At 72.2% G+C, this 25,147-nt stretch carries 26 protein-coding genes and 1 tRNA gene; 14 read left to right on the top strand and 13 right to left on the bottom strand.

Annotation, left to right across the window (positions count from 1 at the left end; all coding sequences use genetic code 11):
• Positions 1–3: 3 nt before the first annotated feature.
• Positions 4–483, bottom strand: coding sequence for an FHA domain-containing protein (locus tag ACFE7W_RS08325; RefSeq protein ID WP_375424304.1), 480 nt, complete (start codon positions 481–483; stop codon positions 4–6).
• A gap of 3 nt (positions 484–486) precedes the next feature.
• Positions 487–1,260, bottom strand: coding sequence for an FhaA domain-containing protein (locus tag ACFE7W_RS08320; protein WP_375424303.1), 774 nt, complete (start codon positions 1,258–1,260; stop codon positions 487–489).
• 180 nt (positions 1,261–1,440) lie between these two features.
• Between ACFE7W_RS08320 and ACFE7W_RS08315 the strand changes: the two genes are divergently transcribed.
• A tRNA-Leu gene (locus ACFE7W_RS08315) sits at positions 1,441–1,523 on the top strand.
• Positions 1,524–1,620: 97 nt separating this feature from the next.
• Here ACFE7W_RS08315 and ACFE7W_RS08310 read toward each other — a convergent pair.
• A complete protein-coding gene (locus ACFE7W_RS08310; RefSeq protein ID WP_375424302.1) occupies positions 1,621–2,058 on the bottom strand; it encodes a Rieske (2Fe-2S) protein in 438 nt (145 codons plus the stop codon).
• A gap of 148 nt (positions 2,059–2,206) precedes the next feature.
• Between ACFE7W_RS08310 and ACFE7W_RS08305 the strand changes: the two genes are divergently transcribed.
• Genes ACFE7W_RS08305 through ACFE7W_RS08295 form a run of 3 tightly spaced genes read left to right on the top strand, consistent with a single transcriptional unit; the run spans position 2,207 to position 4,556 of the window.
• Complete coding sequence (locus ACFE7W_RS08305; protein WP_375424301.1) at positions 2,207–3,016, top strand: LLM class F420-dependent oxidoreductase; 810 nt, start codon at positions 2,207–2,209, stop codon at positions 3,014–3,016.
• Positions 3,013–3,933, top strand: a complete 921-nt coding sequence (mmuM, locus tag ACFE7W_RS08300) for a homocysteine S-methyltransferase (RefSeq protein ID WP_375424300.1) — start codon at positions 3,013–3,015, stop codon at positions 3,931–3,933. The genes ACFE7W_RS08305 and mmuM overlap by 4 nt, the downstream gene beginning before the upstream one ends.
• Positions 3,930–4,556 carry a DUF1684 domain-containing protein gene (locus ACFE7W_RS08295; RefSeq protein WP_375424299.1) on the top strand — a complete coding sequence of 209 codons (627 nt, stop codon included), beginning with the start codon at positions 3,930–3,932 and terminating at the stop codon, positions 4,554–4,556. Before mmuM ends, ACFE7W_RS08295 begins: the two co-directional genes overlap by 4 nt.
• 262 nt (positions 4,557–4,818) lie before the next feature.
• Here the strand turns inward: ACFE7W_RS08295 and ACFE7W_RS08290 are convergent, their stop codons facing one another.
• A complete protein-coding gene (locus tag ACFE7W_RS08290) occupies positions 4,819–6,066 on the bottom strand; it encodes a sigma factor-like helix-turn-helix DNA-binding protein (protein WP_375424298.1) in 1,248 nt (415 codons plus the stop codon).
• A gap of 117 nt (positions 6,067–6,183) precedes the next feature.
• On the opposite strand from ACFE7W_RS08290, the gene ACFE7W_RS08285 reads away from it, so the two are divergent.
• Positions 6,184–6,990, top strand: a complete 807-nt coding sequence (locus tag ACFE7W_RS08285) for an SGNH/GDSL hydrolase family protein (RefSeq protein ID WP_375424297.1) — start codon at positions 6,184–6,186, stop codon at positions 6,988–6,990.
• On the opposite strand, the gene efeB is transcribed toward ACFE7W_RS08285, so the two are convergent.
• From efeB to efeU, 3 genes are read right to left on the bottom strand one after another with little or no spacing between them, the layout of a single operon-like run.
• Complete coding sequence (gene efeB, locus ACFE7W_RS08280; RefSeq protein ID WP_375424296.1) at positions 6,972–8,315, bottom strand: iron uptake transporter deferrochelatase/peroxidase subunit; 1,344 nt, start codon at positions 8,313–8,315, stop codon at positions 6,972–6,974. The genes ACFE7W_RS08285 and efeB overlap by 19 nt on opposite strands.
• An 18-nt stretch (positions 8,316–8,333) precedes the next feature.
• On the bottom strand, positions 8,334–9,521 hold the full coding sequence (efeO, locus tag ACFE7W_RS08275) for an iron uptake system protein EfeO (RefSeq protein ID WP_375424295.1): 1,188 nt from the start codon (positions 9,519–9,521) through the stop codon (positions 8,334–8,336).
• Positions 9,518–10,393 (bottom strand): iron uptake transporter permease EfeU, encoded by an 876-nt coding sequence (efeU, locus tag ACFE7W_RS08270; RefSeq protein WP_375424294.1) that lies wholly within the window; start codon positions 10,391–10,393, stop codon positions 9,518–9,520. The genes efeO and efeU overlap by 4 nt, the downstream gene beginning before the upstream one ends.
• 153 nt (positions 10,394–10,546) lie before the next feature.
• Between efeU and ACFE7W_RS08265 the strand changes: the two genes are divergently transcribed.
• Entirely contained in the window at positions 10,547–11,317 is a 771-nt protein-coding gene (locus tag ACFE7W_RS08265) for an SDR family oxidoreductase (protein WP_375424293.1), read from the top strand.
• A 6-nt stretch (positions 11,318–11,323) separates the two neighbouring features.
• Here the strand turns inward: ACFE7W_RS08265 and ACFE7W_RS08260 are convergent, their stop codons facing one another.
• Positions 11,324–12,025, bottom strand: a complete 702-nt coding sequence (locus ACFE7W_RS08260) for a hypothetical protein (RefSeq protein WP_375424292.1) — start codon at positions 12,023–12,025, stop codon at positions 11,324–11,326.
• 87 nt (positions 12,026–12,112) lie between these two features.
• Between ACFE7W_RS08260 and aat the strand changes: the two genes are divergently transcribed.
• From aat to ACFE7W_RS08235, 5 genes are all read left to right on the top strand, one after another.
• A complete protein-coding gene (aat, locus tag ACFE7W_RS08255) occupies positions 12,113–12,853 on the top strand; it encodes a leucyl/phenylalanyl-tRNA--protein transferase (RefSeq protein ID WP_375424291.1) in 741 nt (246 codons plus the stop codon).
• Positions 12,854–12,859: 6 nt separating this feature from the next.
• A complete protein-coding gene (locus ACFE7W_RS08250) occupies positions 12,860–13,723 on the top strand; it encodes an Fpg/Nei family DNA glycosylase (RefSeq protein ID WP_375424290.1) in 864 nt (287 codons plus the stop codon).
• A gap of 57 nt (positions 13,724–13,780) precedes the next feature.
• On the top strand, positions 13,781–14,092 hold the full coding sequence (locus ACFE7W_RS08245; RefSeq protein ID WP_375424289.1) for a rhodanese-like domain-containing protein: 312 nt from the start codon (positions 13,781–13,783) through the stop codon (positions 14,090–14,092).
• Between the two features lie 126 nt (positions 14,093–14,218).
• A complete protein-coding gene (locus tag ACFE7W_RS08240; protein ID WP_375424288.1) occupies positions 14,219–15,151 on the top strand; it encodes a manganese catalase family protein in 933 nt (310 codons plus the stop codon).
• A 98-nt stretch (positions 15,152–15,249) separates the two neighbouring features.
• Positions 15,250–16,053 (top strand): 2'-5' RNA ligase family protein, encoded by an 804-nt coding sequence (locus ACFE7W_RS08235; protein WP_375424287.1) that lies wholly within the window; start codon positions 15,250–15,252, stop codon positions 16,051–16,053.
• Here ACFE7W_RS08235 and ACFE7W_RS08230 read toward each other — a convergent pair.
• Together ACFE7W_RS08230 and ACFE7W_RS08225 are read right to left on the bottom strand one after the other, a co-directional pair.
• Positions 16,045–17,181, bottom strand: coding sequence for a glycosyltransferase (locus ACFE7W_RS08230; RefSeq protein WP_375424286.1), 1,137 nt, complete (start codon positions 17,179–17,181; stop codon positions 16,045–16,047). The genes ACFE7W_RS08235 and ACFE7W_RS08230 overlap by 9 nt on opposite strands.
• A gap of 10 nt (positions 17,182–17,191) precedes the next feature.
• Complete coding sequence (locus ACFE7W_RS08225; protein ID WP_375424285.1) at positions 17,192–18,280, bottom strand: substrate-binding domain-containing protein; 1,089 nt, start codon at positions 18,278–18,280, stop codon at positions 17,192–17,194.
• A 164-nt stretch (positions 18,281–18,444) separates the two neighbouring features.
• Here ACFE7W_RS08225 and ACFE7W_RS08220 point away from each other — a divergent pair, with 164 nt between their 5' ends.
• Positions 18,445–19,602 carry a DegT/DnrJ/EryC1/StrS family aminotransferase gene (locus tag ACFE7W_RS08220; RefSeq protein ID WP_375424284.1) on the top strand — a complete coding sequence of 386 codons (1,158 nt, stop codon included), beginning with the start codon at positions 18,445–18,447 and terminating at the stop codon, positions 19,600–19,602.
• Here ACFE7W_RS08220 and ACFE7W_RS08215 read toward each other — a convergent pair.
• Positions 19,568–20,791 carry an arginine deiminase gene (locus ACFE7W_RS08215; RefSeq protein ID WP_375424283.1) on the bottom strand — a complete coding sequence of 408 codons (1,224 nt, stop codon included), beginning with the start codon at positions 20,789–20,791 and terminating at the stop codon, positions 19,568–19,570. The genes ACFE7W_RS08220 and ACFE7W_RS08215 overlap by 35 nt on opposite strands.
• A 117-nt stretch (positions 20,792–20,908) precedes the next feature.
• Between ACFE7W_RS08215 and ACFE7W_RS08210 the strand changes: the two genes are divergently transcribed.
• Both ACFE7W_RS08210 and mptB read left to right on the top strand, forming a co-directional pair.
• On the top strand, positions 20,909–21,700 hold the full coding sequence (locus ACFE7W_RS08210) for a glycosyltransferase (protein WP_375424282.1): 792 nt from the start codon (positions 20,909–20,911) through the stop codon (positions 21,698–21,700).
• Entirely contained in the window at positions 21,697–23,394 is a 1,698-nt protein-coding gene (gene mptB, locus ACFE7W_RS08205) for a polyprenol phosphomannose-dependent alpha 1,6 mannosyltransferase MptB (protein ID WP_375424281.1), read from the top strand. The genes ACFE7W_RS08210 and mptB overlap by 4 nt, the downstream gene beginning before the upstream one ends.
• Here the strand turns inward: mptB and add are convergent.
• Together add and ACFE7W_RS08195 are read right to left on the bottom strand one after the other, a co-directional pair.
• The gene (gene add / locus ACFE7W_RS08200) at positions 23,351–24,352 is read right to left on the bottom strand and encodes an adenosine deaminase (protein ID WP_375424851.1); all 1,002 of its coding nucleotides are present in this window, start codon (positions 24,350–24,352) and stop codon (positions 23,351–23,353) included. The genes mptB and add overlap by 44 nt on opposite strands.
• A 100-nt stretch (positions 24,353–24,452) precedes the next feature.
• Positions 24,453–25,064 carry a MerR family transcriptional regulator gene (locus ACFE7W_RS08195; RefSeq protein WP_375424280.1) on the bottom strand — a complete coding sequence of 204 codons (612 nt, stop codon included), beginning with the start codon at positions 25,062–25,064 and terminating at the stop codon, positions 24,453–24,455.
• Positions 25,065–25,147 lie beyond the last annotated feature (83 nt).

Genomic DNA, 25,147 nt, shown 5'->3' with positions numbered 1-25,147 from the left:
GCCTCACGGCTCCAGCTTCAGGATGGTCTTGCCGATCCGGACGGTGTCGGAGGTCGAGATCGTCGTGGGCGCGGTGATCCGGGAGCCGTTCACGTACGTGCCGTTGGTGGAGCCGAGGTCCTCGACGTAGATCCCGCCGTCGGCCACGACCACCCGGGCATGCCGGGTGGAGACGTAGTCGTCGTCCAGGATCAGCTGGCAGTCCGCGCCCCGGCCGATCAGGACCAGCCCCGGAGCCAGCTCGGCCGACTCGCCCGTCTGCGCTCCCTGCACGATGCTGAGCACCCGCGGGTCGCCGCGCGGCCGCCGGACCCGCCGGGGCGGGGGCGGCGGGGTCTCGAGCTCACGGGCCTCCGGCTGGTCCGGGGCCGGGACGGTCCGCCCGAACAGGTCCGTGCGGATCACCGAGACCGCGGAGAAGATGAACAGCCAGAGCAGCGCCAGGAACAGCACCTTGATGATCGTGAGTGCGATCTCGGACACGGGTCAGCGACCGGCAGGCGCGTGCACGAGCATCCGGGTCGAGCCGATCTCGATCCGCGATCCTTCCTGCAGCTTCGCCTCGGCCACCTTGTGACCGTTCACCACGATGCCGTTGGTCGAGCCGAGGTCCACGATGTCGATGGAGACGGCCTGCTCGGTGGCCCGGACCCGGATCTGGGCGTGCAGCCGCGAGATACCGGGGTCGTTGATCCGCAGGTCGGCCTCGGTGCCACGACCGATCACCAGGCCGGGCGGCTCCAGGGGGTGCCGGGTGCCGTTGACCTCGAGCACCAGTCGGGAGCGGGCGGCCGCCGCCTGCGGTGCGGGGGGCCGGGGTTCATCGCCCTCTCGTTCTGCGGCAGCTCCGCCGTGCGCGCTCGGGTTCGGGGCCTGTCGCTCCTCGACGCCGGCGACCGCCTCGGAGGCCACGGTGAAGCGGCCGGTGGGCAGGCTCGGCTCGAGCTCGAAGTGGATGCGGATCGGGCCGTTGAACACATATCCGGTGTCGGAGGCGTGGGTACGCAGCTCTGCGGCAAGTTCGCTGGTCAGCGTCTTGCTGTACGGGGCGAGCTTGTCGTGGTCGTGCGGCGACAGCCCGACGACGAACTCGTTCGGGACCAGCCTCTTGTCCCGGGACATGAGCTTGGCCTCGGAGTCCAGCTCACGCTGCAGCCGTGCCGCGATCTCGACCGGCTGGACGTCGCCCTTGAACGCACGCGCGAACGCACCGTTGACGGCGCCCTCGACCTTCCGCTCGAAGCGTCCGAAGATCCCCATGTCCCTCCTCTCCCAGATCCGATCCTGCTAGATCGTAACGGGAGTGACGACGTGTCCCGGTCGGCGCACGCGGGGCCGGGTCACCTTCTCCGATCCCCGGCGTCCTTCTGGTTCGGGCCGGACGCCGCCGCCGTGCTAGCCTTCTTCGGCTGGTTCGCCCGGGACTTCCGGACGGATCGAGCGCGAGTGGCGGAATGGCAGACGCGCTGGCTTCAGGTGCCAGTGTCCGCAAGGACGTGGGGGTTCAAGTCCCCCCTCGCGCACAGCGCAACACCCCGACAGCCCGGACCATCGGTCCGGGCTGTCGGCGTTGTCCAGGCCTGCACGCTGCGGAACGCCCCTGCCGCCCGGATCTCGCCCTCAGGCCGGGACGGTGACCGTGCTCCCGCTCACGGTGGCCGTCTTGGCCTCCAGCGGCTTGCTCGCCGGTCCGTCGACGACGGCGCCGTCGGCCAGCGCGAACTTGCTGCCGTGGCAGTTGCAGTTGATGGTCGTGGTCACCTCGGCCACGGGGCAGCCGGCATGGGTGCAGATGGAGGAGAAGGCCTTGTACTGGCCCGCCGTCGGCTGGGTCACGACGGTCTTCGCGTCGGCGAAGATCTTGCCACCACCCACCGGGATCTCGCTGGTCGCCGCACTGACCCCTGCTGCCGAGCCGGACCCGCTCGAGCCGCCGGAACTGCTGGAGTTGCCGCCGCAGGCGGCGAGGGTGCCGAGGGCGGCGGCGGCCAGCCCGGCCCGGGCCAGCACGTTGCGGCGGCTGAGGACGGAGGTGGCGGGACGCAGGTATGAGTTCATGAGGCTCCATCGCGAGGATTGCGGGACGACCAGTGTGCTCTGCTGACCTGTGAGTCACTTGATGATACAACTATTGCTGAAGCCAGCATCTCGCCCGGAGCCCTCGAGCGTCGGGCGAGGGCCGACCGGACGGGGCTACGCTCGCGCCATGACGGACCTCACCGACCTGCCGTACGCCAACCGTCCGCTACGGGTCGGTGTCCAACTGCAGCCCCAGCACGCCAGCTACGCCGAGCTGCGCGCGGCCGTCGACGCCGCCGAGGAGTGCGGCGTCGACATCGTCTTCACCTGGGACCACTTCTTTCCCCTCAGCGGTGACGCCGACGGCCCCAACTTCGAGTGTTACGCGATGCTCGCCGCCTGGGCCGAGCAGACCGAGCGGGTCGAGCTGAGTGCCCTGGTCACCTGCAACTCCTACCGCAACCCCGACCTGCTGGCCGACATGGTCCGCACCATCGACCACATCAGCGGCGGCCGGATCATCCTCGGCATCGGCGCCGGCTGGTTCGAGCGCGACTACACCGCGTACGGCTACGAGTTCGGGACGGCCGGCAGCCGGATCGCCGCCCTCGGCGAGGCGCTGCCCCGGATCCGCAGCCGCTTCGACGCGCTCAATCCGCGGCCCACCCGCCGGATCCCGGTGCTGATCGGCGGCGGTGGCGAGCGGAAGACGCTGCGGCTGGTGGCCGAGCACGCCGACATCTGGCACGGCTTCGGCACCCTGGAGGAGCTGACCCACAAGAACGAGGTGCTCAACTCCTGGTGCGCCGAGGTGGGTCGCGACCCGGCCGAGATCGAGCGGTCCACGGCAGTGCAGCAGGGTCCGGACGAGGTCGCCGATGACCTGGCGGCTCTGGGGGAGCGGCTGATCACCCTGGACACCGACGGGAACGCCGGCTTCGACCTCTCCCTCACCCGGGACTGGGTGCAGTACCGCGACGAGTTCAACGCGCGGTGACCCGTCGGGCGCTCGGTGCGGCGCTCGGGTCGGGCGTGGTGCTGCTCGACGGGGGCCTGGCCACCCAGCTCGAGGCCCAGGGTCACGACCTCGGCTCCGCCCTCTGGTCGGCCCGGCTGCTCGCCGATGACCCGGACGCCGTCCTGGCTGCGCATGCGGCCTTCTTCGCCGCAGGCGCCCAGGTCGCCACCACCGCCTCCTACCAGGCCTCCTTCGACGGGTTGGCGGCCGCGGGCTTCGACCGGGCCGAGACCGAAGAGCTGCTGCGGCGCAGCGTCGCCCTGGCCGCACGCGCCCGGGACGAGGCCGGCGGTGGCCCCCGCTGGGTGGCCGCCTCGGTCGGACCGTACGGAGCGGCGCGTGCCGACGGCTCGGAGTACCGAGGTGACTACGGGTTGGGCGTCGATGAGCTGCGGGGCTGGCACCGGCCGCGGCTGGAGGTGCTGGCCGCCACCGACGCCGACGTCCTCGCCTGCGAGACGCTGCCCTGCCTGGCCGAGGTCGAGGCGGTGGTCGCCGAGGTGCAGCGGATCGGGAGGCCCGCCTGGGTGTCGGTGACCTGTGCCGGGGGCCGGACCCGGGCCGGCGAGCCGGCGGCGGAGGCGTTCGGCCTGGTCAGGGGGGTCGAGGAGATCGTGGCGGTCGGGGTCAACTGCTCCGACCCGGACGAGGCCGGCGCCCTGGTCGCCGTGGCGGCCGGAGCGAGCGGGCTGCCGGTGGTGGTCTACCCCAACCGAGGCGAGGCCTGGGACGCCGTCGGCCGGCGCTGGACCGGCTCCGCGGTCTTCGACGCCGAGGCGGTCCCCGGCTGGGTCACCGACGGCGCGCGGCTGGTCGGCGGCTGCTGCCGGGTGAGGCCCGAGGACATCGCCGCCCTCGCCGCCGTCCTGGACGCCGACCAGGAGGTGGTTCGATGACCACGCAGCTGGAGCTGGCCGACTGGCGGCGGCAGGTCGCCGAGCTCTACGCCGGAGTCCGCGGCACCGACGACCCGGCGTCCGGTCACGCGCTCTGGCGGGCCGGCCGGGACGAGCTGTTCCGCCGCCACCCGCAGAGCCCGCTCGGCCCGGACGACCCGCTGCGGCGCAGCGGGCTGCCGTACGGGCCCTACGATCCGGCGCTCCGCTTCACCGTGGCCGTCCGGGAGCCCACCGACCCGGACCGCCGGGTCGAGCTCGACACCGGTGGTGACGGGGTCACCACGCTGGTACCGGTGGGCCGGGTCGAGCTGCCCGAGCCGGTGGCCGGCAGCCTCGACCTGTGGTGGCTCGAGCAGTACGGCGGCGGGCTCTTCCTGCCGCTGCGGGACGGCTCCTCGGGCCAGACCAGCTACGGCGGCGGTCGCTACGTGCTCGACACCGCCAAGGGGGCCGACCTCGGCGGCACGTCCGACTCGCTCGTGGTCGACCTCAACTTCGCCTACCACCCCTCGTGCCGCTACGACGACCGCTGGCTCTGCCCGCTGGCCCAGCCGGGCAACACCATCGCCGCGTCGGTCACCGCGGGGGAGCTCATGAGCGACGACGCCACCGCGGTCTGAGCAGACGCGGCGCTCGACGCACCAGCGGCCGAGGTCGTGCACAGAAAGTCGAGACCTCAGTGTGGTGCGGCTCACAGTCAGCCGGAGCACGCTCGACTCATGGACATCATCCAGCTGTTACTGACCGCCGGCCTCGCCGTCGGCGTGCTGCTCGTCGGTCTGATGGCGGTCGTCCCGACCGCCATGGAGGCCGGCTCGGACTCCCACCCCGGTCCCGCCGCGGGTTCGCGACCCACCCCGCCCCACGCGCGGACGCGGCCGGTCAGATCACCGGCAGTCGCAGTCGTGGGTCCTGGACGAGGTTGATCAGGTCGCCGCGGGTGACGTCCAGGGACTCACCGCCCGGGGCGCTGCGCTGCGCCACGACGGTGATCACCTGGTCGCCGTCGGGCCGGTACTGCACCTCGATGCCGTCGGTCAGCTGGGTGCCGTCGCTGAGGGTGAAGCGGTTGCCGTCCATGAAGCGCTGGCTCTCGCAGGTCTGCCCGGTGGTCCGACCACACGTCACGGCCCGGTCGTAGCCGGTGGCGATCTGCAGGTAGACCTCGGTGGTGCCCTTCTTCGGTCGGTACACCTCCAGCCCCAGGGCGCCGTCGCCGCCCTTCCAGAAGCTCGGCGTCTCGTACCGGCCGTCGTAGGAGTAGCGGTAGTCGGTGAAGTAGCGGCCCTCGGGATCCAGATGGGAGGCGGTGACGCGGGCCATCGTGGTCCGCCACTCCCGCATCACCGTGGCCTGGCAGGACGGGTCGCGGATGTCGCACCGAGCCGTCACCACGCCGGAGTGGCTGGCGCTCGGGACGGGCGTGAGGGCCGGCGGTACCGGCGCGGACGGCAACGCACCCGCCTCGGGCGCCGCCGTGCCGGCCCGGAGGACGGTGACCGTACCCAGCACCAGCACGAGCACGGCCGCCACCACCGCGGCGGCGCTGCGGAGCCGGCGGCGGCGAGCGAGCTGCCGGGCGTGCGCGAGGTCGGTGAGCGCCGACACCGACGCCGGCCGCTGGTGCAGGTGCGCGTCGACCGTGGCCCGCAGCTCCTCGCCCAGCTGTCCCGATCGCCGCCGCTCCGGTCGCCCCTCGGCCAGCGTCTCGGTGGCCTGGCGGACCCACAGCTCCACCGTGGCCGCGCTCGTCTGCAGCGCAGCCGCCACCTCGGCCGCCGGCAGGCCGGCGTACTGGTCGAGGACGAGGGCGGCGCGCGGCTCGGGCGCCAGCCGCTGCAGGTCGGTCAGCAGGCCGGGGTCGTGGGAGTCCCGGGTGTCGAGCAGCTCGACGCGGCCTCCCGGGGACCACGGCGGGTCGAAGTAGGAGGCCCGGGGGCGGACGAGCTCTGCCCAGGCCGCGGCCCAGCGGTCGGCGGCCGGCATCGGACGGACGCCACGCCGCGCCAGCACGGACGTGGCGAGCCGGTCCGCACGCGCAGGGTCCCCTACGAGCAGCAGGGCACAGCCGGCCAGCAGGTCCCGTGACCGGTCGGCGAAGGCGAGGAAGTCGCGGTCGACCGGAGCCATCGCACCACCTTTCGTCACCGACTGTAGTCAGCCGGGAAACGGTGACCGAGAGGTTCGGAGCGGCGCCCCGACTCGGACGGGTGAGCGCTGCGGCAACCGCCGCGAGACAATAGCCGGGTGATCTATCGACGCTACGTGGCGATCGGCGACTCGAGCACCGAGGGCCTGGAGGACCCGGACGGCCACGGCGGCTACCGGGGCTGGGCCGACCGGCTGGCCACGCACCTGGCCGACGGGCAGGACGAGCCGGTCGAGTACGCGAACCTGGCCGTCCGCGGACTACGGATGCACGAGATCCGCCAGACCCAGCTGGCACCGGCGCTGGAGCTCCGGCCCGACCTGATGACCGTCTTCGGTGGGGTCAACGACACGATCGGCCTGCACTGCGACCTGGGCGGCATCGCCGCCGAGTACGACGCGGTCTTCCGGGACGCGGGCGACGCCGGCGTCACGGTGCTCACCTTCACGATGCCCGATCCCGCCGCGATCAACCCGCTGGGCCGCGGGCTGCGGCAACGGATGTTCGCCCTGAACGCCATCATCCGGGCCACCGCGAGGGTGTACGGGGCGCTGGTCGTCGACTTCGAGCGCTACCCGGTGGCCAAGGACCCGCGGCTGTGGTTCGAGGACCGGCTGCACGGCAACGCCCTCGGGCACGAACTGGTCGCGACGGCCCTGGCCCACCGACTCGGGGTCCCGGGTTTCGACGCCGGCTGGACCGCCCCGCTGCCGGACGCCCTGCCGCAGCCCCGGCCGCGGCAGCAGCTGGCTACCGACCTGGACTGGGCGGTGCACCACCTGGCGCCGTGGCTGGGTCGCAACCTGCGTCGGATCCCGCACGGGCAGGGCGTCACCGCCAAGCGACCGGTGCCGATCCTGGTGCCCCGGAGCGTCGGCGAGCACGATCAGGCGAAGAGTGCCTGACCCAGGTAGCCGCCCTGGCTGACGCCGGGAGGGATGGCGAACAGGGCCGAGCCGGTGTGTTGGAGGTACTCACTCATCGCGTCGTTGCGGGCGATCTTGGTCTGGACCGGGATGTAGTGCGTGCGGGGGTCGCAGACGTAGGCCAGGAAGAACAGGCCCGCGTCCAGCCGACCCAGGCCGTTGCTGCCGTCGACGAAGTTGTACCCGCGGCGCAGCATCTGGACGCCCCCGTTCTGGCTCGGGTGCACCAGCCGGACGTGGGCCTCCGGGTCCACCAGCGGCTGGTCGTTGGCGCCCGTGAGCGTGAAGTCGGGCTGGGAGAACTCCCCGCCGCCCGACAGCGGCGCACCCACGGCCTTGTTGCGCCCGATCACCCGCTCCTGCTCGCTCAGCGGCTGCCGGTCCCAGATCTCGATGGTCATGCTGATCCGCCGAGCCACCAGGTAGGAGCCGCCCGCCAGCCATGCTTCCTTCGCGACGGCGGGGGGAGCCGTCCACACGTGCTGGTCGACCAGGGCCGGCTCCTCGGCCTTGAGGTTCATGGTGCCGTCCTTGAACCCGAACAGGTTCCTCGCCGTCGCCTGGCTGGTCGACGTCGATGACGTGCGGCCGAAGCCCAGCTGCGACCAGCGGATGGCCGCCCGGCCGAAGGCGATCCGGGCCAGGTTCCGGATGGCGTGCACCGCCACCTGGGGATCGTCCGAGCAGGCCTGGATACACAGGTCGCCGTCGGAGCGGTCCGCGTCCAGGTTGTCGCCGGGGAAGTGCGGCAGCCGGCGCAGGGCCGCGGGTTGCCGCTCGGCGATCCCGAAGCGGTCACGGCCCGCCTGGCGGAAGAGGCTGGGGCCGAAGCCGAAGGTGATGGTCAGGCCCGCGGGCGGCAGTCCGATCGCTTCACCGGTGTCATCCGGCGGCGCCTCGTACGGGCCCGAGGTGGCTCCGAACGGGCCGGCGTCGCGGCCCTGGGTCATCCGTGCGGCGGCGGCGGTCCAGTCCTGCAGCAGGCTGATCAGGTCGTCGCGATCGTCGGAGACCATGTCGAACGCCGCGAAGTGCAGCCGGTCCTGCGCGGGGGTGACGATGCCGGCCTGGTGCTCGCCGTAGAACGGGTAGGTGGCCGAGCCCGCCGCCACGGCGGAACCCGCGGCGACGTCGGGGTGCGAGCCGAGACCGAAGCCGGCAGCGACGCCCACCCCCAGTCCCGCGGCGCCCGCGCCCGCGGCGCCGAGCAGCCCGCGTCGGGAAACGCCTCGGCCCGGCCGGTCTTCGGCGACGACGTCGGCCTGAGGACCGAACTCGGGGCCGGCGGGGAGATCAGATGCCACGGTTCTGTTCGCTGCTCCTCACACCACGGCGGCGGTCAGCTTGGACAGCGGCTCGGCCAGCGCGTTGACCGCGTCGGAGAGCGCCTTGACGTCGGGCTTGCTCAGGTCGTCGTAGGAGACGAAGCCGTCCCCCGACTTGTGCTTGTCGAGCAGCTTCTGCAGGGCGGTGAACCGGGCGTCGATCTGGGTGTCGAGCTCGGGGTTCTTCTTCTGCAGGATCGGACGCAGGCCCTCGAAGCCCACCCGGGCACCGTCGACGTTGGCCTGGAAGTCGTACAGGTCGGTGCGCGACCAGGTCTCCTCCTCACCGGTCACCTTGCTCGTCGCCACCTCGTCGAGCAGCCCGCGAGAGCCGTTCGCGATCTGGTCGACGGTGAAGTTGACGGTGCGCGCCTTGGTGTTGAGGGTGGCGATGTTCTTGACCAGGTCGGCGGCGTAGGCCTTGCGGCCCGCCTGCGTCAGCGGGGTGTAGTTCTTGGCCTTGGCCGGCCACAGGTCCTTCTCGATCCGGTGCCAGCCGGTCCACTTCTGACCCGGCTCCAGGTCGGCCTCGCGCAGGTCGGTCTTGGGGTCGAGGTCACCGAAGGACTCCGCGACCGGCTCGATGCGCTCCCAGTGCACGCGGGCCAGAGGATAGATCTCCCGCGCCTTGTCGTCGTTCCCGGCCAGGTAGGCGGTGACGAACTCGTCGGTCATCGTGACGAGCTGCTCGGTCTGGTCCTGGACGTACGCCTTGTACTGCTTGTTGGCGGTGGCGACGAGCGCCCTGTCGTCGTCGTTGGTGAGCGAGACCCCGGAGTCGGAGACCGCGAACGGCGCCCGGATGCCGTCGCCGATCATGCCGGGCTTGCAGGCGGTGAAGTAGGAGCCGGGCGGCGTGCTGAGCACCAGGTCCCGGGAGAGCCCCGGCCCGATGTTCTCCACCTCGCCGAGGATCCGCAGGCCGTCGGCCCCGAGCAGGTAGAACTCGTTCACCTTGGAGCCGGTGTTGGTCACGGAGAAGGTCAGGTTGCCCGAGGGCGCCGACGCCGACGACACCTGGCAGCCGGAGTCGGTGGCCTGCACGGTCAGGGCACGGCTGTCGCCGGCGTCGTTCGCACTGTCGGACGCGGGCGTGTTGGTGGTGCAGCCGGCCAGCACAGGGACGCAGAGCAGGGCGGTGGTCGAGGCCAGGGCAAGGCCCCGGACGGGTCGTGGACCGGTCATGGTCGGGTCCTTCCGGTGGAGGCGGGTACCGGCGTGGCCGGTCGTGGCTGGGAGTGGGTGCGCGCGCGCACCCGGGTGAGGAAGATCGTCATCGTCGGCACGAAGTAGCAGACCCAGGCGGTCGCCTCGAGCACGGTGGTGGCGGGGGAGAAGTTGAAGATGCCCTTGAGCAGCGTCCCGTACCACGAGCTGGGCGGGATGATGCGGGAGATGTCGAAGGCGAGAGTGTTCAGACCCGGCAGGAAGCCGGCCTCTTGCAGGTCGTGGATCCCGTACGCGAGCACCCCTGCGGCGACGATGATCAAGAAGGCGCCCGTCCAGGTGAAGAACCGGGTCAAGTTGATCTTGATCGCGCCGCGGTACATCAGGTAGCCGAGGACGATCGCGACCACGATGCCCAGCGCGGCACCGAGCAGGGGGTTCGTGGTCGCGCCGGTGTCGCGCGCGGCCGCCTCGGTCGCGGCCCAGAGGAAGAGCGCGGTCTCCAGGCCCTCGCGGCCGACGGCCAGCAGTGCGACCACGGCCAGGGACCACGAGTTGGTCTCGGCTGCCCGGTCGACCTGGTCCCGGAGCCCGCCGGCCATACCGCGGGCGGCCCTGGCCATCCAGAAGATCATCCAGGTCACGAACCCGACGGCGATGATGGAGAGCGACCCGCCGATCCCCTCCTGGGCGGCGAAGGTCAGACCTCTCGGACCGAAGGTCAGCGCGGCGCCGAAGCCCAGCGAGATCACGATGGCGACCGCGACGCCGACCCAGACGCGGCCGACCAGCTTGCGGCGGTCGGACTTCACGAGGTAGGCGAGCAGAATGCTGACGACCAGTGCGGCCTCGAGCCCCTCGCGGAGCCCGATCAAGAAGTTGGCCAGCATGTCCGTCCCCGTCCGTGTGCTCGGCCGCGCGCGCTGCGCGACGAAACCCGTAGGTGAGCCTCGCCTAACTTAAGCCAGGCTGTCCTGCCTCGCAAGCCGTGTGACCAAGGCGACAGGAAGCTGCAGGCTGGGCTTCACTTGTAAGGTCAGGGCGTGCCCGCCACCCCTCCGGTTCGCCGGCAACGGATCCTCATCACCGGCGCCTCGGCCGGCCTCGGCGCGGAGATGGCGCGGGCGTGGGCGCAGGACGGACGCGACCTGGCCCTGTGCGCCCGCCGGCTCGGTGAGCTGGAGCGACTGCGGGACGAGCTCGTGGTGGCCTATCCCGACATCAGGGTCAGCGTGCACGCGCTCGACGTCGACGACCACGCCGCCGTCGACGCGACCTTCGAGGAGGCGGCGTCGGCGCTCGGTGGTCTGGACCGGGTCGTGGCCAACGCCGGGGTCGCACAGAGCGGCTCCCTCGGGCTCGACGACGCCGAGGGCAACCGCGCCACCGCCCGCACCAACTTCCTCGGGGTGCTGCACCAGGCCGAGGCGGCGCTACGGATCTTCCGCCGGGCCGAGTCCGGCCATCTCGCCGTCATCTCGTCCATGTCGGCGCTGCGCGGGATGGCGGGACCGATGAGCGTCTACGCGGCCACCAAGGCCGGCGTGTCCGCGCTCGCCGAGGGGCTGCACTCCGACCTGTGGGACAGCCCCATCACGGTCACCGCGGTGCACCCCGGTTACGTGTCGACGTCGTTGGCCACGGCCTTCCCGCAGCCGATCTTCATGACGTCGCTGCCCAGAGCCACCCGCGCGGTGGTCGCCGCCATCGAGCGGGAGGCGCCCCGCGCGTACGTGCCCGCCTGGCCGTGGGTGGCCCTCGCCCTGCCGATGCGGCTGCTGCCGCTGGGGGTCTACCGCCGGATCGCCGGCTGAGCGACCCTAGCGGCTCAGCGCGCGTCGACGGACCAGCTCGGACTTGGCGTACTTGCCGATCTGGGCGGTGGCGATGCCGTCCATCACCGCGCCCACGCCCCCGCCGAGGAGGGGGATCCGTTTGGTCACGACGAGGGCGATGTTCTTGCCGCCGATCCTGCCCGCCAGGTCCGAGACGACGGCCTCGGCGACGCGCTGGTCGAGGTCGGGGTCGAACACCGGGGCCGTGGCGATCGCCAACGGTGAGGTGGGCAGCTTGCCCTCCCTGATCAGCTTCACCACCTGCTCACCACCCAGCAGGCACATCACCAGGGCGGTCCGCACCCGGTTGTCGTTCAGGTCGTAGCCCCGCAGGTGGGCGATGGCGGCGACCATCCGCACCTGCACGACCGCCACCCCGGTCAGGTTGGCCGGGATCGCGACGGGCAGCGTGGCCACCCCGCCGAGGTTGGTCACGAAACCCTGGGCCGAGGCCAGGCCGACGTGACGGTCGATCAGCGACTCGATCGCGGAGTCGCTCGACCCACCGGCGCGCTGCAGGTGACGCGCCGCGGTGGCCTTGGCGCCGGGCAGCTTGCCGTAGCCGTCGATCGCCAGCTCCAGCACCCGACGGAGAGCGCCGCCCGCGGCCTGCGGCTTGCCCACGGCGGTCGCCACGGGTCCGATCCCCCGGGCGATCAGCTTCCCCACGTCCTGGGCCGATGGCATGGCGCAAGCGTACGTGGCAAGGGAGCGTGAAGCTGTCGGAGCGACCCCGGTCTTACCCCGGCGCAGCCCCCGGCGCAGAATGCCCAGATGGCTGGGTCGCCGTCCTCTGAGCCTCACGCCGGGCCGTTCGGGCCTCCGGCGGGCTGGCGGCACGACGACCTGATCGCGGTCAGCCGGACCTTCGACGCCGACCTGGTCCGCAGCGCCTACCGCACCGGGGTGTTCCCGATGCCGGCGCGCGGGGGGCTGATGGGCTGGTGGTCGCCGTTGGACCGGGCCGTGCTGCCGCTGGACGCGCTGCACGTGACGCGCTCACTGGCCAAGATGGTCCGGCGCTACGAGATCCGGGTCGACTGCGACTTCGACGGCGTGCTCGCCGGCTGCGGCGACCCGCGCCGGCCCGACGGCTGGATCGACGACGACATCCGCCGCGTCTACCGGCGGCTGCACCGCGAGGGGGCCGTCCACTCGGTCGAGGCCTGGACCTCCGAGGGCCAGCTGGCCGGTGGGCTGTACGGGGTCAGTCTGGGCGGGCTGTTCGCCGGCGAGTCGATGTTCCACCGCGACGACATCGGTCGGGACGCGTCCAAGGTCGCGCTGGTGGGCCTCGTCGGCATCCTGTCCGCCGGGGGGACGGCCGGTCGGGTCCTCGACGTGCAGTGGGCGACGCCGCACCTGCAGAGCCTCGGCGTCGTGGAGATCACCCGGGAGCAGTACCTCGCCCGACTCGCCCGGGCCCTCACCCTGCCCGAACCGGACTGGACGGCGGCCGCGGCCCGGTACGAGTCGCGGCGTCCTGCGCCGGCCTCCGCGGGCCGGCGCACATAATGGCTCATGCCTGAGATGCCGGAGGTCGAGTCGCTCACCCACTTCCTGACCGAGCGTCTCGTCGGCCACGCGATCGCGCGGATCGAGCTGGCGGCCTTCAGCGCCCTCAAGACCTACGACCCGCCGCTGTCGGCGTTCAACGGGCTCGAGATCTCCGGCGTCAGCCGGCACGGCAAGTACCTCGACATCGACGCCCAGGGGCTGCATCTGGTCTTCCACCTGGCCCGGGCCGGCTGGCTGCGCTGGCGGGACGCCCTGCCGGAGGCGCCGGCCAAGCCCGGCAAGGGTCCGCTCGCGCTGCGCGTACGGCTCGGCGACGGCTCGGGCTTCGACCTGACCGAAGCCGGCACCCAGCGCAAGCTGGCCGTGCACGTGGTCACCGACCCGCAGGACATCGCGATGGTGGCCACCCTCGGCCCCGATCCGCTCAGCCCCGACTTCGACGCCGACGCGCTACGGGCCGTCCTGACCCGCGCCGGCCGGTCGCAGCTGAAGGGCGTGCTTAAGGACCAGCGAACGATCGCCGGGATCGGCAACGCCTACTCCGACGAGATCCTGCACGCCGCGCGGCTGAGTCCGTTCAAGCCGGCCTCCTCACTCACCGACGCCGAGCTCGACGTCTTGTTCCGGGCGATGAAGGACGAGCTCTCCGGCGCGATCGCCCGGGCCGAGGGCCTGGCGGCGAAAGACCTCAAGGGCGAGAAGAAGTCGGGGATGCGGGTGCACGGCCGCAAGGGGTTGCCGTGTCCGGTCTGCGGGGACGAGATCGCGGAGGTCTCGTTCGCCGACTCGGCGCTGCAGTACTGCCCGACTTGCCAGACCGGCGGCAAGAAGCTGGCCGACCGGCGGCTGTCGAGGCTGCTCAAGTAGCAGAGCCGGTCTCGGCTGACGTCACCTTGGCTTTCCCGAGGTGGCTATCGTGGCCGGGTGAACTCAGCGGACGTGCCGACCATTCAGTCCGCCGACGTCGAGGGACTGGTGACGCAGGGCTGGACCCTGCTCGACGTTCGCACCGACGAGGAGTGGGCGAGTGGCCGCATCCCCGGCTCGCTCCACATCCCGATGGACCAGGTGGTGAAGCGGCTGCCCGAGATCGGCAACCGGGTGCTCTGCGTCTGCGCGGTCGGCGGCCGTTCGGCGCGGGTGACGCAGTACCTGCGGGGCCAGGGGCGCGAGGCGTTGAACGTCGAGGGCGGCGTCCACGGCTGGGCGGCCGGCGGCGGCCCGATCGAGGCCTGACACGCCACCGGGCAGCCCCGCCCGGAGCGGCCGGAGACCCAGTGGTTCACTGGGGTAGATCCCGCGGTTCAGCAGCTCAGCCGCTCCTCAAGGACGTCGACGACGTCCGACTCCCTAGGAGCAGTCATGTACCTGCACATCCAGAAGCTGATCAACGAGATCGCCGTCGACGAGCCGGATCCCGCCGCCGCGAATGCGCTGCAGGAGGGCCTCGGGGGCCAGTTCGGCGAGATGCGCACGATGATGCAGTACCTCTTCCAGTCGATGAACTTCCGCGGTGACCCGTCCTCGCAGCCGTACAAGGACCTGATCCAAGGCGTCGGCACCGAGGAGATCAGCCACGTCGAGCTGATCGGCACCACCATCGCGCGGCTGCTCGACGGGGCCCCGGGCTACAGCGGCAAGAAGACCGACCCGGTGGACAAGCCGGGCGCCAAGGGCGCGACGCCGCTGAGCATCGCCAAGGACACCGGCAACATCCACCATTTCCTGGTCGGGGCGCAGGGTGCGCTCCCGGTCGACGCGGCCGGCAACCCGTGGTCTGGCTCCTACGTCTACAACTCGGGCAACCTCGTGCTGGACCTGCTCTACAACCTGATGCTCGAGTCGACGGGCCGGCTGCAGAAGTGCCGGCTCTACGAGATGACCGACAACAAGACGGCGCGCTCGACCATCGCCTACCTGATCGTCCGCGACCAGGCGCACGAGAACGCGTTCGCGAAGGCCCTGGAGAGCCTGGGCGTCGACTGGGGTGCGGCCCTGCCGATTCCGAAGACCAACGCCGAGCGCTTCCCCGAGGTCAAGGCCCTGGTCGACCAGGGCCTGCAGAGCGTCCAGTACACCTTCGACGCCGAGAACGCGAGCCAGGCGGCCAAGCTCTACCGCGGCGCCTCGCCCTCCAACGACGGCACCGAGCTGAGCACCGCCCAGATGCCGGCCGGCGGCCCGCCGATCACCATCGCCCCGGAGCGGCGCGAGGAGTTCGCGCCGGGTCTGGACCCGGAGCTGCTGAGCCTGATCCAGGCCACCGCTGAGATCGAGATCGCCGAGTCGAAGTAGTTTCGCGCTCGGACGGGGGCGCAGATTCTTGATCGTTTCCTGAGGAAAACACCCCAGAAGGTGCAACGCGATCTGGCCCTCGGTGTCAGGCTGGACGGGTGTCAGCGGTCATCGCGCATCGTGCTCCACTCGCCCGCCCGTCCGAGCCGGTCGAGCCGGTCGGGCCGCCACCCCCGACGGAGGTGGCGCGCGAGGCGCCGGCCGCCGGTTCGACCCGGCTCGTGAACCACTGGGTCGAGATGGCCGAGTGGCGGAACGACCGTCAGCTCTGGGCCTTCTACCTGACCTTCGGGCGCTGTCCGGAGCTCCAGGCCTACGTGCAGCGGCAGCAGTCCCTGCTGTCCGGGCTGCCGGGGCTGGACCTGGTGCAGGCGCCCTGGTTGCACCTGACCGTCCAGGGAGTGGCCTTCGTCGACTCCGTCGACGGTGACGCGTTCCAGACGCTCACCACGGCGGGGGCCAACGTCGCTGCCTCGGCGCCGACCCTCGAGCTGCTGGTGGGGATGGCTGTCGCCGAGGACGACTCCGTCACCATGCCCGTTCGGGTCAACGGCGGGATGACTGCCCTGCGGGACGAGCTGAGGGACGCCGCCCGTGGGGCGCTGAACGGCGCGGCGCTCTACGCCCTGCCCGAACCCGTCGGCGGTTTCGCCCCGCACATCACCATCGCCTACGCCCGGGACGACAGTCCGACGGTGGAGGAGGTGCGAGCCCGGCTGGACGGCTTCCTCGAGCCGCCCCTTCGGCTGGAGGTGGGGTCTCTGTCACTCGTGAGGCTCTGCCGCGGCTCGTCACGCTGGTGGTGGACGGAGGAGTACCCGTTGCAGCTGACGGCGGTCGAGCACCCTGACCAGCCGGTCGGGCCTGGCCCGCACGTCGACGGGGCCGGCCCCTCAGACTGAGATCGCGCCGGCGGCCGCGGTGCGCTCCAGGGTGCCCACCGCGTCGTCCAGCGTGGGCATCGCCTGGATCTGGCGGAGCAGCTCGGCGCTGCGCCGACGCACCTCGGTGCTCCCGACCACCGCGCTGACCGCTGCCGCGATCTCCTCGGCCTCCCAGCCCGTCGACCGCCCGATCCCGGCCCGCTCGACCGCGTCCGCCATGTCGAAGTGGTCCGAGGCGATCGGCGCGCAGACCACGGGCACGCCGTGGGCCGCGGCCGTGAGGACGGTGTTGCGACCGCCGTGGCAGACGACCGCCGCGCATCCCGGCATCAGTGCCGACTGGCTGACGAAGTCCGGGGCCCACACCCTGTCGCCGGGATCGACCCCGCCACCGGTGACGACGACTCCCGGGTGCTCGCGCGCCAGGATCAGCACGACGGCCCGGACGACCTCGGCGGGCGCGGTGTAGACCGTGCTGAAGGCGAGGTACACGAAGCCGGCCGGCGGCTGGACGAGTGCGCCGGGTCGGTAGTCGTCGAAGAAGCCGGGCGCCAGGTCCATGCTGGTCGGCGGCAGCGACGTCCCCGGCTCGAGGAGTGCACGCGGTGAGTTGTTCAGGTGCAGGTAGCGGTACATCCCGGAGGTCGGGGGGTGCGGCCGGACGCCGGCCAGGGACCGGAGCGCCTCCAGCTGCGGACCCACCTCCGCCGACCACCGTTCCTCGCTCCAGTGGGTGCTGACCTCGAAGGAGGCGTGCGGGACCCGGAGGCGTTCGCTCACCAGCCAGGCCGCCGACTCGGTCGCGTCCCGCAGGACGACGTCTGGCCGCCACTGCTCGACCAGCTCGCTCAGGGGCTCCAGCAACGCCCGGGCCCGACGCTTCAGGCACACCTCGCTCTCCACCACCCCGCGGCGGTCGCGGCCCGCTACGTCGGTCCCCGGCGGACGGGCCGTCAGCACCGCCTCCGAGCCGAGGGGTTCGGGCACGATGACCCGGCCGTCGATCCCGGCCAGCCGGAACGCCTCGACCGCGCTCGGGGCGCCCGCCGCCAGCACCGGGTGGCCGTGTCGGCGCAGTCGTCGAGCCAGGGCGGCCAGGCCGTTGACGTGGCCGAGGCCCGGGTGGGAGGTGATCAGGACGCGCACGGGGTCCGCCTCAGTTCCAGTTGCCGGGAGTGAGCGCCCGCGGCTTCACCATCCAGCGCCGCCGAGCTGCCTGCGCCGGCTGCTGGTAGGCCTCGAGCAACGCCTTGGCTGCGTCCCGGCCCTGTGACGTCGGCTCGGTGTCGACGCTGCCGATGCAGCAGTGCTGCTCCTGCCGGGCCAGGTAGCGTCCGGCCGCGTCCGTCGTGCCGTCGTAGCCCACCAGCCACACCCGGCTCGTCCACCCAGGGTCTGAGGCGACGGTGCGGCTGAGGGCGCTCATGATGCGGTCGTCGCCGCAGAAGACCACGACCTCGCTCGACCCCGCGCCGAGCAGGGCCTCGACCTCCGTGGCCAGGGCCGAGCTCGCGGCGTCGGTCTGCCAGCCCGACAGCTCGTGCGCCCGGATCCGGTCCAGCTGGTGCCGCTGGGCCAGGGCGTAGAGGATCCAGGCCGAGCGCCCCGCTCCGGCCGAGGACGAGCTGGGCCCGATCGCGACCAGGCCGTGCGAGCCCGGCCGCGCCTCCAGCGCGTCGGCGACCAACCCGCCGGCCAGCCGGCCCCCCTCGGCGAAGTCGGAGGACACGAACACCGGCGGCGTCACGCCGCGGTCGAGGAAGGTGTCCCACGCCGGTTCGACGTCGATCACCACGACGCTGGCGCCCTTCTCGGCCAGGTCGGCCAGACGGTTCCACAGCCGGGCGTCGTCGCGGGCCGGCAGGATCACCACCGCGTCGTAGGTGCCCGCCCGGACGCTCTCCAGGAGCCCGCGCTGCCAGCCGAGCACGTCGACGACGTCGTGAGGCGGCAGTGCCGGCTCCGGTCGGTAGCGCAGGGCGCCGTCGAGAGTCGTCTCCAGTCCTCGCCGGATGTTGTCGTTGAAGACGGCGTCCTCCTGCCCGATGTACCAGATCCGCTTGACCGGGTTGCTCAGCTCCTTCAGCTCGCTCAGCAGGAAGGTGAGCAGCCCGAACACGAAACCGGAGACGCCGAGGGCTGACCCCGCGGACGCGCCGAGGAGCAGGCAGATGCCGTACGAGACGCCCGTTCCCACCAGGGCCACGCCGATCCGTCCGGCCAGCGGCATCACCGGGCGCCGCATCCGCGCTCGTGCTCCCACGCTCGTCCCCCCGCCCCGGTCGGAAGACGTCACACTAGCGCCGTCACCGCCGGCACGGGCCCTGGTGAGGACGGTCTTCTCCTCACCCGGGCCGTGGCTCTACGGTCGTCAGCACAGGGCAGCGGAGAACGAGGGAGGTCGGCGCGGTGACCGGGTCGAGGACGGAGGGGCCGGCCGGGGAGACCGTGCCCTTCACCCGGCCCGTCGTCCCGACGCTCGAGGCCTTGACCCCGCTGCTGGAGGGCGTGTGGGCCCGGGGGGTCTTCACCAACGGTGGGCCGCTCGAGCGACGCCTCGAGGATGCGCTGAGCGCCACGCTGGACTGGCCCGGCACCCGCGTGACCGCGAGCGGGAGTGCCGCGCTCCGGCTGCTGTGCGCCGCCCTCGACCTCGACGGCGAGGTGGTGGTGCCCAGCTTCACCCACGCCGCGACCGTGCAGGCGGTGGTCGCCGCCGGGCTCGAGCCGGTGTTCGCCGACGTGGAGCCGACCGGGCTCACGGTGGACCCGGCGAGCGCGGCCGCGCTGATCGGTCAGCGGACCAGTGCGGTGCTGGCCACCCACACGCTCGGCCATCCGGCCGACGTGCAGGGGCTGCAGCAGGTGGCCGACCACGCCGGCGTCGCCGTGCTCTACGACGCGGCCGCGGCCGTGGGCGTGCGGTACGGCGGGCGGGCCCTGCCCGCGTACGGTCACGGGTCGGCGGTCAGCTTCCACGCCACCAAGCTGCTGTGCCTGGTGGAGGGCGGGGCCGTGGTCAGCGGGAACGACGCGGTGCTCGAGCGGGCGACCGCGCTGCGCAACTTCGGGATGCGACCCACCGGCCACGCCGACCCGCGCGGGACGAACGGCAAGTCCAACGAGATCCTGTCGGCGGTCGGGCTGCTGGCGCTCGACGGGCTCGCGGCCGAGATCGCGGGCCGGGGCGAGCGGGTCGAGGCCTACCTCGCCCGGCTGTCGACGAGCGCGGCCGTGACCTTCCCGGCCGTCCGCGCGCTGACGACGCCCAACCACTCCTACTGCTGCGTCCGGCTGCGCGGACCGGACGGCGAGCCGCTCGCCCAGGCGGTCGACGACTTCCTGCACCGGCACGGGATCGAGTCGAGGCGGTACTTCGCCGGACGCTTCACCGTGCCGCCGCAGGGCCACGGCGCGCCGCGCGCGGACGCCCTGCGGGCCGACCTGCTCTGCCTCCCGCTGTGGGGGACGATGAGCGTCGACATCCTCGACCGGGTCTGCGACCTGGTCCTGCGCGGGCTCGCCGAGGCGCTCAGCTCGCGGGAGGTCCCGGCCGGTCCCGACTGATCGGGCAGGACATGCAGCGGGGACCGCCGCGGCCCGAGCCCAGCTCCGAGCCGGCGATGGTCAGCACCTCGATGCCTGCCTCGGCCAGCCGGGTGTTGGTCTCCTCGTTCCGCTCGTATGCGACCGCGACCTTCGGCTCGATGGCCAGGGTGTTGTTGCCGTCGTCCCACTGCTCACGCTCGGCGGTGACCGGGTCGAGACCGGTGTCGATCAGCCGCAGCTGGTCGATCCCCATCGCCTGCGCTGCCGCCTCCAGGAAGGGGGCGGGCGGGTCGATCTCCAGGTCGCCGTCGTGTCCTGCCCGGACCGCCAGCGCGGTGAGCCGGTGCGCGACGTTCGGGTACATCACGACGGCGTCGGTGTCGACCATCGTGCAGATGGTGTCGAGGTGCATCGTCGCCCGGTCCTGGTCGATCGGGACGGCCAGGACGGTGTGCGCCAGACCCTCCGCGAACGCCGTCCGGGCGAGCCGCTCGGCGCCCGCCGGGGTCGTCCGCTCGCCGACGCCGACCGCGAGCACCCCGTCGGCCAGGGCCATCACGTCGCCGCCCTCGAGGTGCTCGAGGCCCCAGCCGTGGATGCGTTCGACACCAGAGAACCGTGGGTGGAAGGTGTAGATCAGCTCCGTCAGCTGGGTCTCGCGGCGCCGGGCGTGCATGGCGAGCGACGTGATCGTCACCCGGTCCTGGACCCAGACGCTCGAGTCCCGGGTGAAGAGCAGGTTGGGCAGCGGGTTGACCAGGAACTCCTGGTCCGGCAGCAATGCGGTGACCAGGCTGCCTGAGCCGTGCACCTCGTCGTTGCGGAGCCCTGCCATCAGCACCCCGGCCAGGTCCGCGGCGTCCAGGTCGGCCGCCATCCCGCGCAGGTACGCGCGCAGCCGGTCGCCCAGGCCCAGGTCCGAGAGCGTCAGCCGGATCGCCTGCTCGCGCGCGTCCGTGCCGCCGAGGGTCTCGATGAGCAGCTCGGAGAGGTAGAGGACCTCGACGTCACGGCTGCGCAGGACGGCGGCGAACGCGTCGTGCTCGGCCTGGGCGCGGTCCACCCAGGGCAGGCCGTCGAAGAGGAGGGCGTCGTTGTTGCGGGGCGTCAGCCGCTTCAGCTCCGGACCCGGCCGGTGCAGCATCACGGTGCGCAGCCGACCGACCTCGGAGCGCACGCCGGGAGCTGCGGGGATGGTCGACGTCATGGCGGGAACCCTAGTGGCCCGGCGGGGACCACGAGTGGTCCCGGTGCCGCGGCACGCTCCCGACGGGCGCCGCGCGCGAACCGGCCCGCGGACAGGGGCACGCTATAACCTGGCCGGGTGAGTCCAGCCCTGACGCGTGTCGCCTGCGTCATCCCGGCCAAGGACGAGGAGCAGCGGATCGCCGCCACGGTGACCGCCGCACGCGCGCTGCCGCATGTGGACATCGTGCTGGTCTGCGACGACGGCAGCTCCGACGGCACCGGAACCCACGCGGCCGCCGCCGGCGCGATCGTGGTCACCCACCGACGCAACCGCGGCAAGGCGGCCGCCGTCGAGTCGGCCGTCAACGCGCTCGGGGTGATGGAGCAGCGCGACGGCCGGCCCGAGTGCGGCACGCTGCTGCTGCTGGACGCTGACCTGGCCGGGTCCGCGGCCGCCTGCGCGCCACTGATCGAGCCGGTGGTCGCCGGCCGCGCGGACCTGACGATCGCGGTGCTGCCCGCTCAGCAGACCGAAGCCGGCGAGGCGCCGGGAGGCAACGGCTGGGTGATGGGGACGGCCGCCCGCGGCATCACCGAGCTGACCGGATGGACGCCGCAGGCCCCGCTGTCGGGCCAACGCTGCCTGACCCGGCGCGCGTTCGAGCTCGCCAGCCCGCTGGCCGCGGGATGGGGCGTCGAAGTGGGTATGACCGTCGACGTGCTGCGTGCCGGACTGAAGGTCGAGGAGGTGCCGGTGGAGCTGCGCCACCGGGCGACGGGCCGCGACCTCGCCGGTCAGCTGCACCGCGCCAGGCAGCTGCGCGACGTCACCCGCGCGCTGGCCGCCCGCGGCTGGGTCTCTGCCGGGATCTCGGAGCTGCGGACCAACGGTGTCTCCTCCCTGCTGCGCGGACGGCGACGGTCGTGAGCTCGACCGCCAAGCGTCGGCGCCGGTCCGGCAACCCGGCCAAGCCCGCGGCCGTGGTGTACCGGCCCACCCGGTGGCACCGCAACCACCGCTACGGCCTCACCGGCATCGTCGGCGCCACCGTGCTGACGGTGGTCACCGGCTTTCTCGGCCCGTCCGCGGTCACGCTGACCCTCGGCAAGCGGCACTCCCTGCTGCCGCCCTGGTACCTGCCGGGTGGCCTCGTCCACCCCGACGAGTGGCTCGTCTCGGTGATGATCTGGCTGGCCATCGTGGTCGGAGCCGTCGGGCTGTTCGTGGCCATGCGTGCCCTGGCGGACGGCTGGAAGCCGCGGGTCAGACGCATCTTCGGCCTCGGGGTCGTGCTGAGCCTGGCCACCATCGCGGTGCCCCCGATGACCTCGGCCGACGTGCTGATGTACGCCGGGTACGGCCGCCTGCAGGCGATCGGGCGCAATCCCTACGAGATCACCCCGGCCGAGATCTTCCGCGGCCAGTACGACCCGGTCCTGAGCCTGACCGAGCGACCCTGGTACGACACCCCGAGCGTCTACGGGCCGATCACGACCTGGACGCAGCGCCTCGCCAACACCCTCGGCGGGGAGAACATGCACGACATCGTGTTCTGGCTGCAGGTCTTCGCGGTGGTGCCGTTCCTGCTGGCCGGGGCCGGCGTGGTCGCCCTCGCGCGCGGTGACCTGGCCCGGCAGCGTCGGGCGGCGCTGCTGAGCGTGGCCAACCCGGTGCTGATCTGGGCGGTGGTCGCGGGAGCCCACAACGAGGCGCTGTCGGTGATGTTCGCGGTCGGCGGACTGCTGTTGATCCGGCGCAGCCCGTTCGGGGCGGGCGTCGGGATCGGACTGGCCGGCTGCGTCAAGCTCAGCATCGGCATCTGGGGCCTCGCCATGCTCTGGGCCTACCGCAAGGAGCCGAAGAAGGCGCTGCTGCTCTGCCTGGGGACGGCGATCCCGATGGGCCTGTCCTACGTGGTGTGGCAGCCAACGGCGTTCTTCCAGGTGCTGCGCAACGGCGGTTACGTGTCGGTCGGCTCCTGGGCCAACCCGGTCTTTCGCTTCCTCGACCTGTTCACCACCGGCTTCAACGCGAAGGTGGTGACCGGGGTCATCTCCTACGCCGGGCTGTTCGTGATCGCCTGGATGCTCTCGCGGACCGTGCCGTGGACCGCAGCCCCCGGCCTCCCCCGCGACGCGGACCTGCGGAGCGACCCGCTGACCATCGCCCTCCGCACCTCGCTGGTGCTGAGCGTGGCCTGGCTGATCACCTCGATGTACACCCTCAGCTGGTACGACCTGATTGCCTGGATGCCGCTGGCGGTGCTCGCGGCGAACAAGCTGGACCGGATCATGCTGCTGCGGATCACCCCGCTCTCGCTGGCCTACGTGCCGGGCCGCGCGATCGACGTGGGCCCGAGCCTGGACTGGACCGCCAACCGGATGCGCGACACCGTCTCCCCGATCGTGCAGTTCGCGGTGTTGTTCGCCGTCATCTGGTGGTGGCGGCACCCCGAGCGGTCCGAGCTGTTCCCGCGCCGCCGATCGGCCGCGACCTCAGCAGCTCCGCCGGCCAAGCCCTTGCCCGTCCCTGCCGGCTCCCGACGTTCAGCTGGTGCGATCGTCCCGCGTAGTCGCGTCAAGATCGCTCCACGTGACCCCGCGAGGTCACGTAGGCCCTGATCTCTGCCGCCAGCGCGGCCTTGGTGGCGGCGGGGGCGAAGGAGCCGTGCACTGCTGCCAGCGCCAGCTCGGCGAGGCCGCTCTCGTCCAGCCCCAGCAGCCCGGCGGCGATGGCGTACTCGCGGTTCAGGTCGGTGCCGAACATCGGTGGGTCGTCGGTGTTGACGCTGACGGCGACACCGGCCGCGACCAGTGCGGGCAGCGGGTGCGACTCGATCTCGGGGACCACGCCGAGCGCCACGTTCGAGGTGGGGCAGACGTCCAGCATGATCTGGTGCTCGGCCAGGTGCTCGAGCAGCCGCGGGTCGGCCAGGCTGGTGATGCCGTGCTCGATCCGCTCGGCGCCCAGGTTGAGGCAGGCGTCCCAGACCGTCTCCGGGCCGCTGGTCTCGCCGGCGTGGATGACCGGATGCAGGCCGGCCGCCCGGGCCCGGTCGAACTGGTCCCGGAACAGCGAACGCGGGAACCCGATCTCCGATCCGCCGATGCCGAAGCCCACCAGTGCGGGGACGTCCTGGTCGAGCGCGGCCGCGGCGGTCAGCTCGGCCGCGGGCAGTCCGAAGTCGGCGGGGATGTCGAAGATCCAGGCCAGCTCGACGTCGAAGTCCCGGGCCGCGCTGACCCGCGCGTCCTCGATGGCCTCGAGGAAGGCCGGCAGCGGCAGCTGCTCGGTGATCGACGTCGAGGGTGTGACGGTCAGCTCGGCGTACCGGATCTGCTGGGTCGCCATGTCACGGGCGACCTCGTAGGTCAGCAGCCGGACGTCCTCGGCGGTGCGGACCAGGTCGACCACCGACAGGTAGGTGCGGATGAAGTGCGGGAAGTCCTCGAAGCGGAAGAAGTCGGCCAGGGCCGCCTCGTCGTCCGGCACGGTGCCGGGGTGGCGCGCCGCCAGTTGCGCCACGATCCGCGTCGAGGCGGACCCGACGTGGTGGACGTGCAGCTCGGCCTTCGGCAGACCGGCGATGAAGTCCTCGATGTTGCCCTCCAGGGCGCAGATAGTGAACGAACGCCGGGTAGTCGACGGGTTTCAGGTAGTCGACGGGTTTGTGCACACCTTAGGCAGGCCCACCGAAGCGGCGGCCCGCAAACTCCACGTGGGCCAACCGACGCAGGGCCAGCAGCAGCGGCTCGACCAGGACGGTCCCCAGCACGACGTAGCGGACTGCGGCCTCGGGAGAGTCGGTGGGTACCGCGGCGATCTCGGCCTCGGCGATGGCGCCGATGTGCTCCGCGTAGCCGCGGAGGTCTTCGGACGACAGGACGACCCCGGCCTGGTCGAGGGCGGCCAGCGCAGCGGCGAGGTCGCCGTGGAGGGGGCAGGCGCCCTCGACGCCGAGCCACCCCCAGCGGGCCACCAGCTCGTGCACGCGGGTGTGGTCCTGCGGCCCGGTAGTCCGCTCGACGGCCGTGCTGGCCGCTCCGAGCAGGTCGAACACCTCGGCGGGCGGGTCCTCGATCGCCGCGATCACCTTCCGGACGGCGGCCAGCGACAGCTCGGCCGGGCCGACGAGGGCGCGGATCAGCCGGAGCCGTTCGACGTGGGCCTCCCCGTACTGCGCCTGGGTGGCCGAGGTCCGCTGCCCCTCGGGCAGCAGGTGTTCGCGCAGGTAGAACTTGATCGTCGCGACCGGCACCTCGCTCCGCCGGGAGAGCTCGGAGATCCGCATGCGTGGTCCTCCTTCCGCTCGGTTCCGCCGCAGGTCCTGACATGAATAGTATCGCTCCCCAATATTGGAGAGCACCGCTACCC

Source organism: uncultured Friedmanniella sp. (assembly GCF_964244285.1).
In the GTDB taxonomy this organism is placed as follows: domain Bacteria; phylum Actinomycetota; class Actinomycetes; order Propionibacteriales; family Propionibacteriaceae; genus Microlunatus.
The sequence above is the reverse complement of the archived record's forward strand: the minus strand, read 5'-3'. Positions and strand labels throughout refer to the sequence as shown.

What these genes read in the sequence shown, in the direction of transcription:
- ACFE7W_RS08320 (WP_375424303.1), bottom strand. Translation starts at nt 1,260, where the DNA reads ATGGGGATCTTCGGACGCTTCGAGCGGAAGGTCGAGGGCGCCGTCAAC.
- ACFE7W_RS08310 (WP_375424302.1), bottom strand. Translation starts at nt 2,058, where the DNA reads ATGAACTCATACCTGCGTCCCGCCACCTCCGTCCTCAGCCGCCGCAAC.
- ACFE7W_RS08305 (WP_375424301.1), top strand. Translation starts at nt 2,207, where the DNA reads ATGACGGACCTCACCGACCTGCCGTACGCCAACCGTCCGCTACGGGTC.
- ACFE7W_RS08295 (WP_375424299.1), top strand. Translation starts at nt 3,930, where the DNA reads ATGACCACGCAGCTGGAGCTGGCCGACTGGCGGCGGCAGGTCGCCGAG.
- ACFE7W_RS08290 (WP_375424298.1), bottom strand. Translation starts at nt 6,066, where the DNA reads ATGGCTCCGGTCGACCGCGACTTCCTCGCCTTCGCCGACCGGTCACGG.
- efeO (WP_375424295.1), bottom strand. Translation starts at nt 9,521, where the DNA reads ATGACCGGTCCACGACCCGTCCGGGGCCTTGCCCTGGCCTCGACCACC.
- efeU (WP_375424294.1), bottom strand. Translation starts at nt 10,393, where the DNA reads ATGCTGGCCAACTTCTTGATCGGGCTCCGCGAGGGGCTCGAGGCCGCA.
- ACFE7W_RS08260 (WP_375424292.1), bottom strand. Translation starts at nt 12,025, where the DNA reads ATGCCATCGGCCCAGGACGTGGGGAAGCTGATCGCCCGGGGGATCGGA.
- aat (WP_375424291.1), top strand. Translation starts at nt 12,113, where the DNA reads ATGGCTGGGTCGCCGTCCTCTGAGCCTCACGCCGGGCCGTTCGGGCCT.
- ACFE7W_RS08250 (WP_375424290.1), top strand. Translation starts at nt 12,860, where the DNA reads ATGCCTGAGATGCCGGAGGTCGAGTCGCTCACCCACTTCCTGACCGAG.
- ACFE7W_RS08240 (WP_375424288.1), top strand. Translation starts at nt 14,219, where the DNA reads ATGTACCTGCACATCCAGAAGCTGATCAACGAGATCGCCGTCGACGAG.
- ACFE7W_RS08225 (WP_375424285.1), bottom strand. Translation starts at nt 18,280, where the DNA reads ATGCGGCGCCCGGTGATGCCGCTGGCCGGACGGATCGGCGTGGCCCTG.
- ACFE7W_RS08215 (WP_375424283.1), bottom strand. Translation starts at nt 20,791, where the DNA reads ATGACGTCGACCATCCCCGCAGCTCCCGGCGTGCGCTCCGAGGTCGGT.
- ACFE7W_RS08195 (WP_375424280.1), bottom strand. Translation starts at nt 25,064, where the DNA reads ATGCGGATCTCCGAGCTCTCCCGGCGGAGCGAGGTGCCGGTCGCGACG.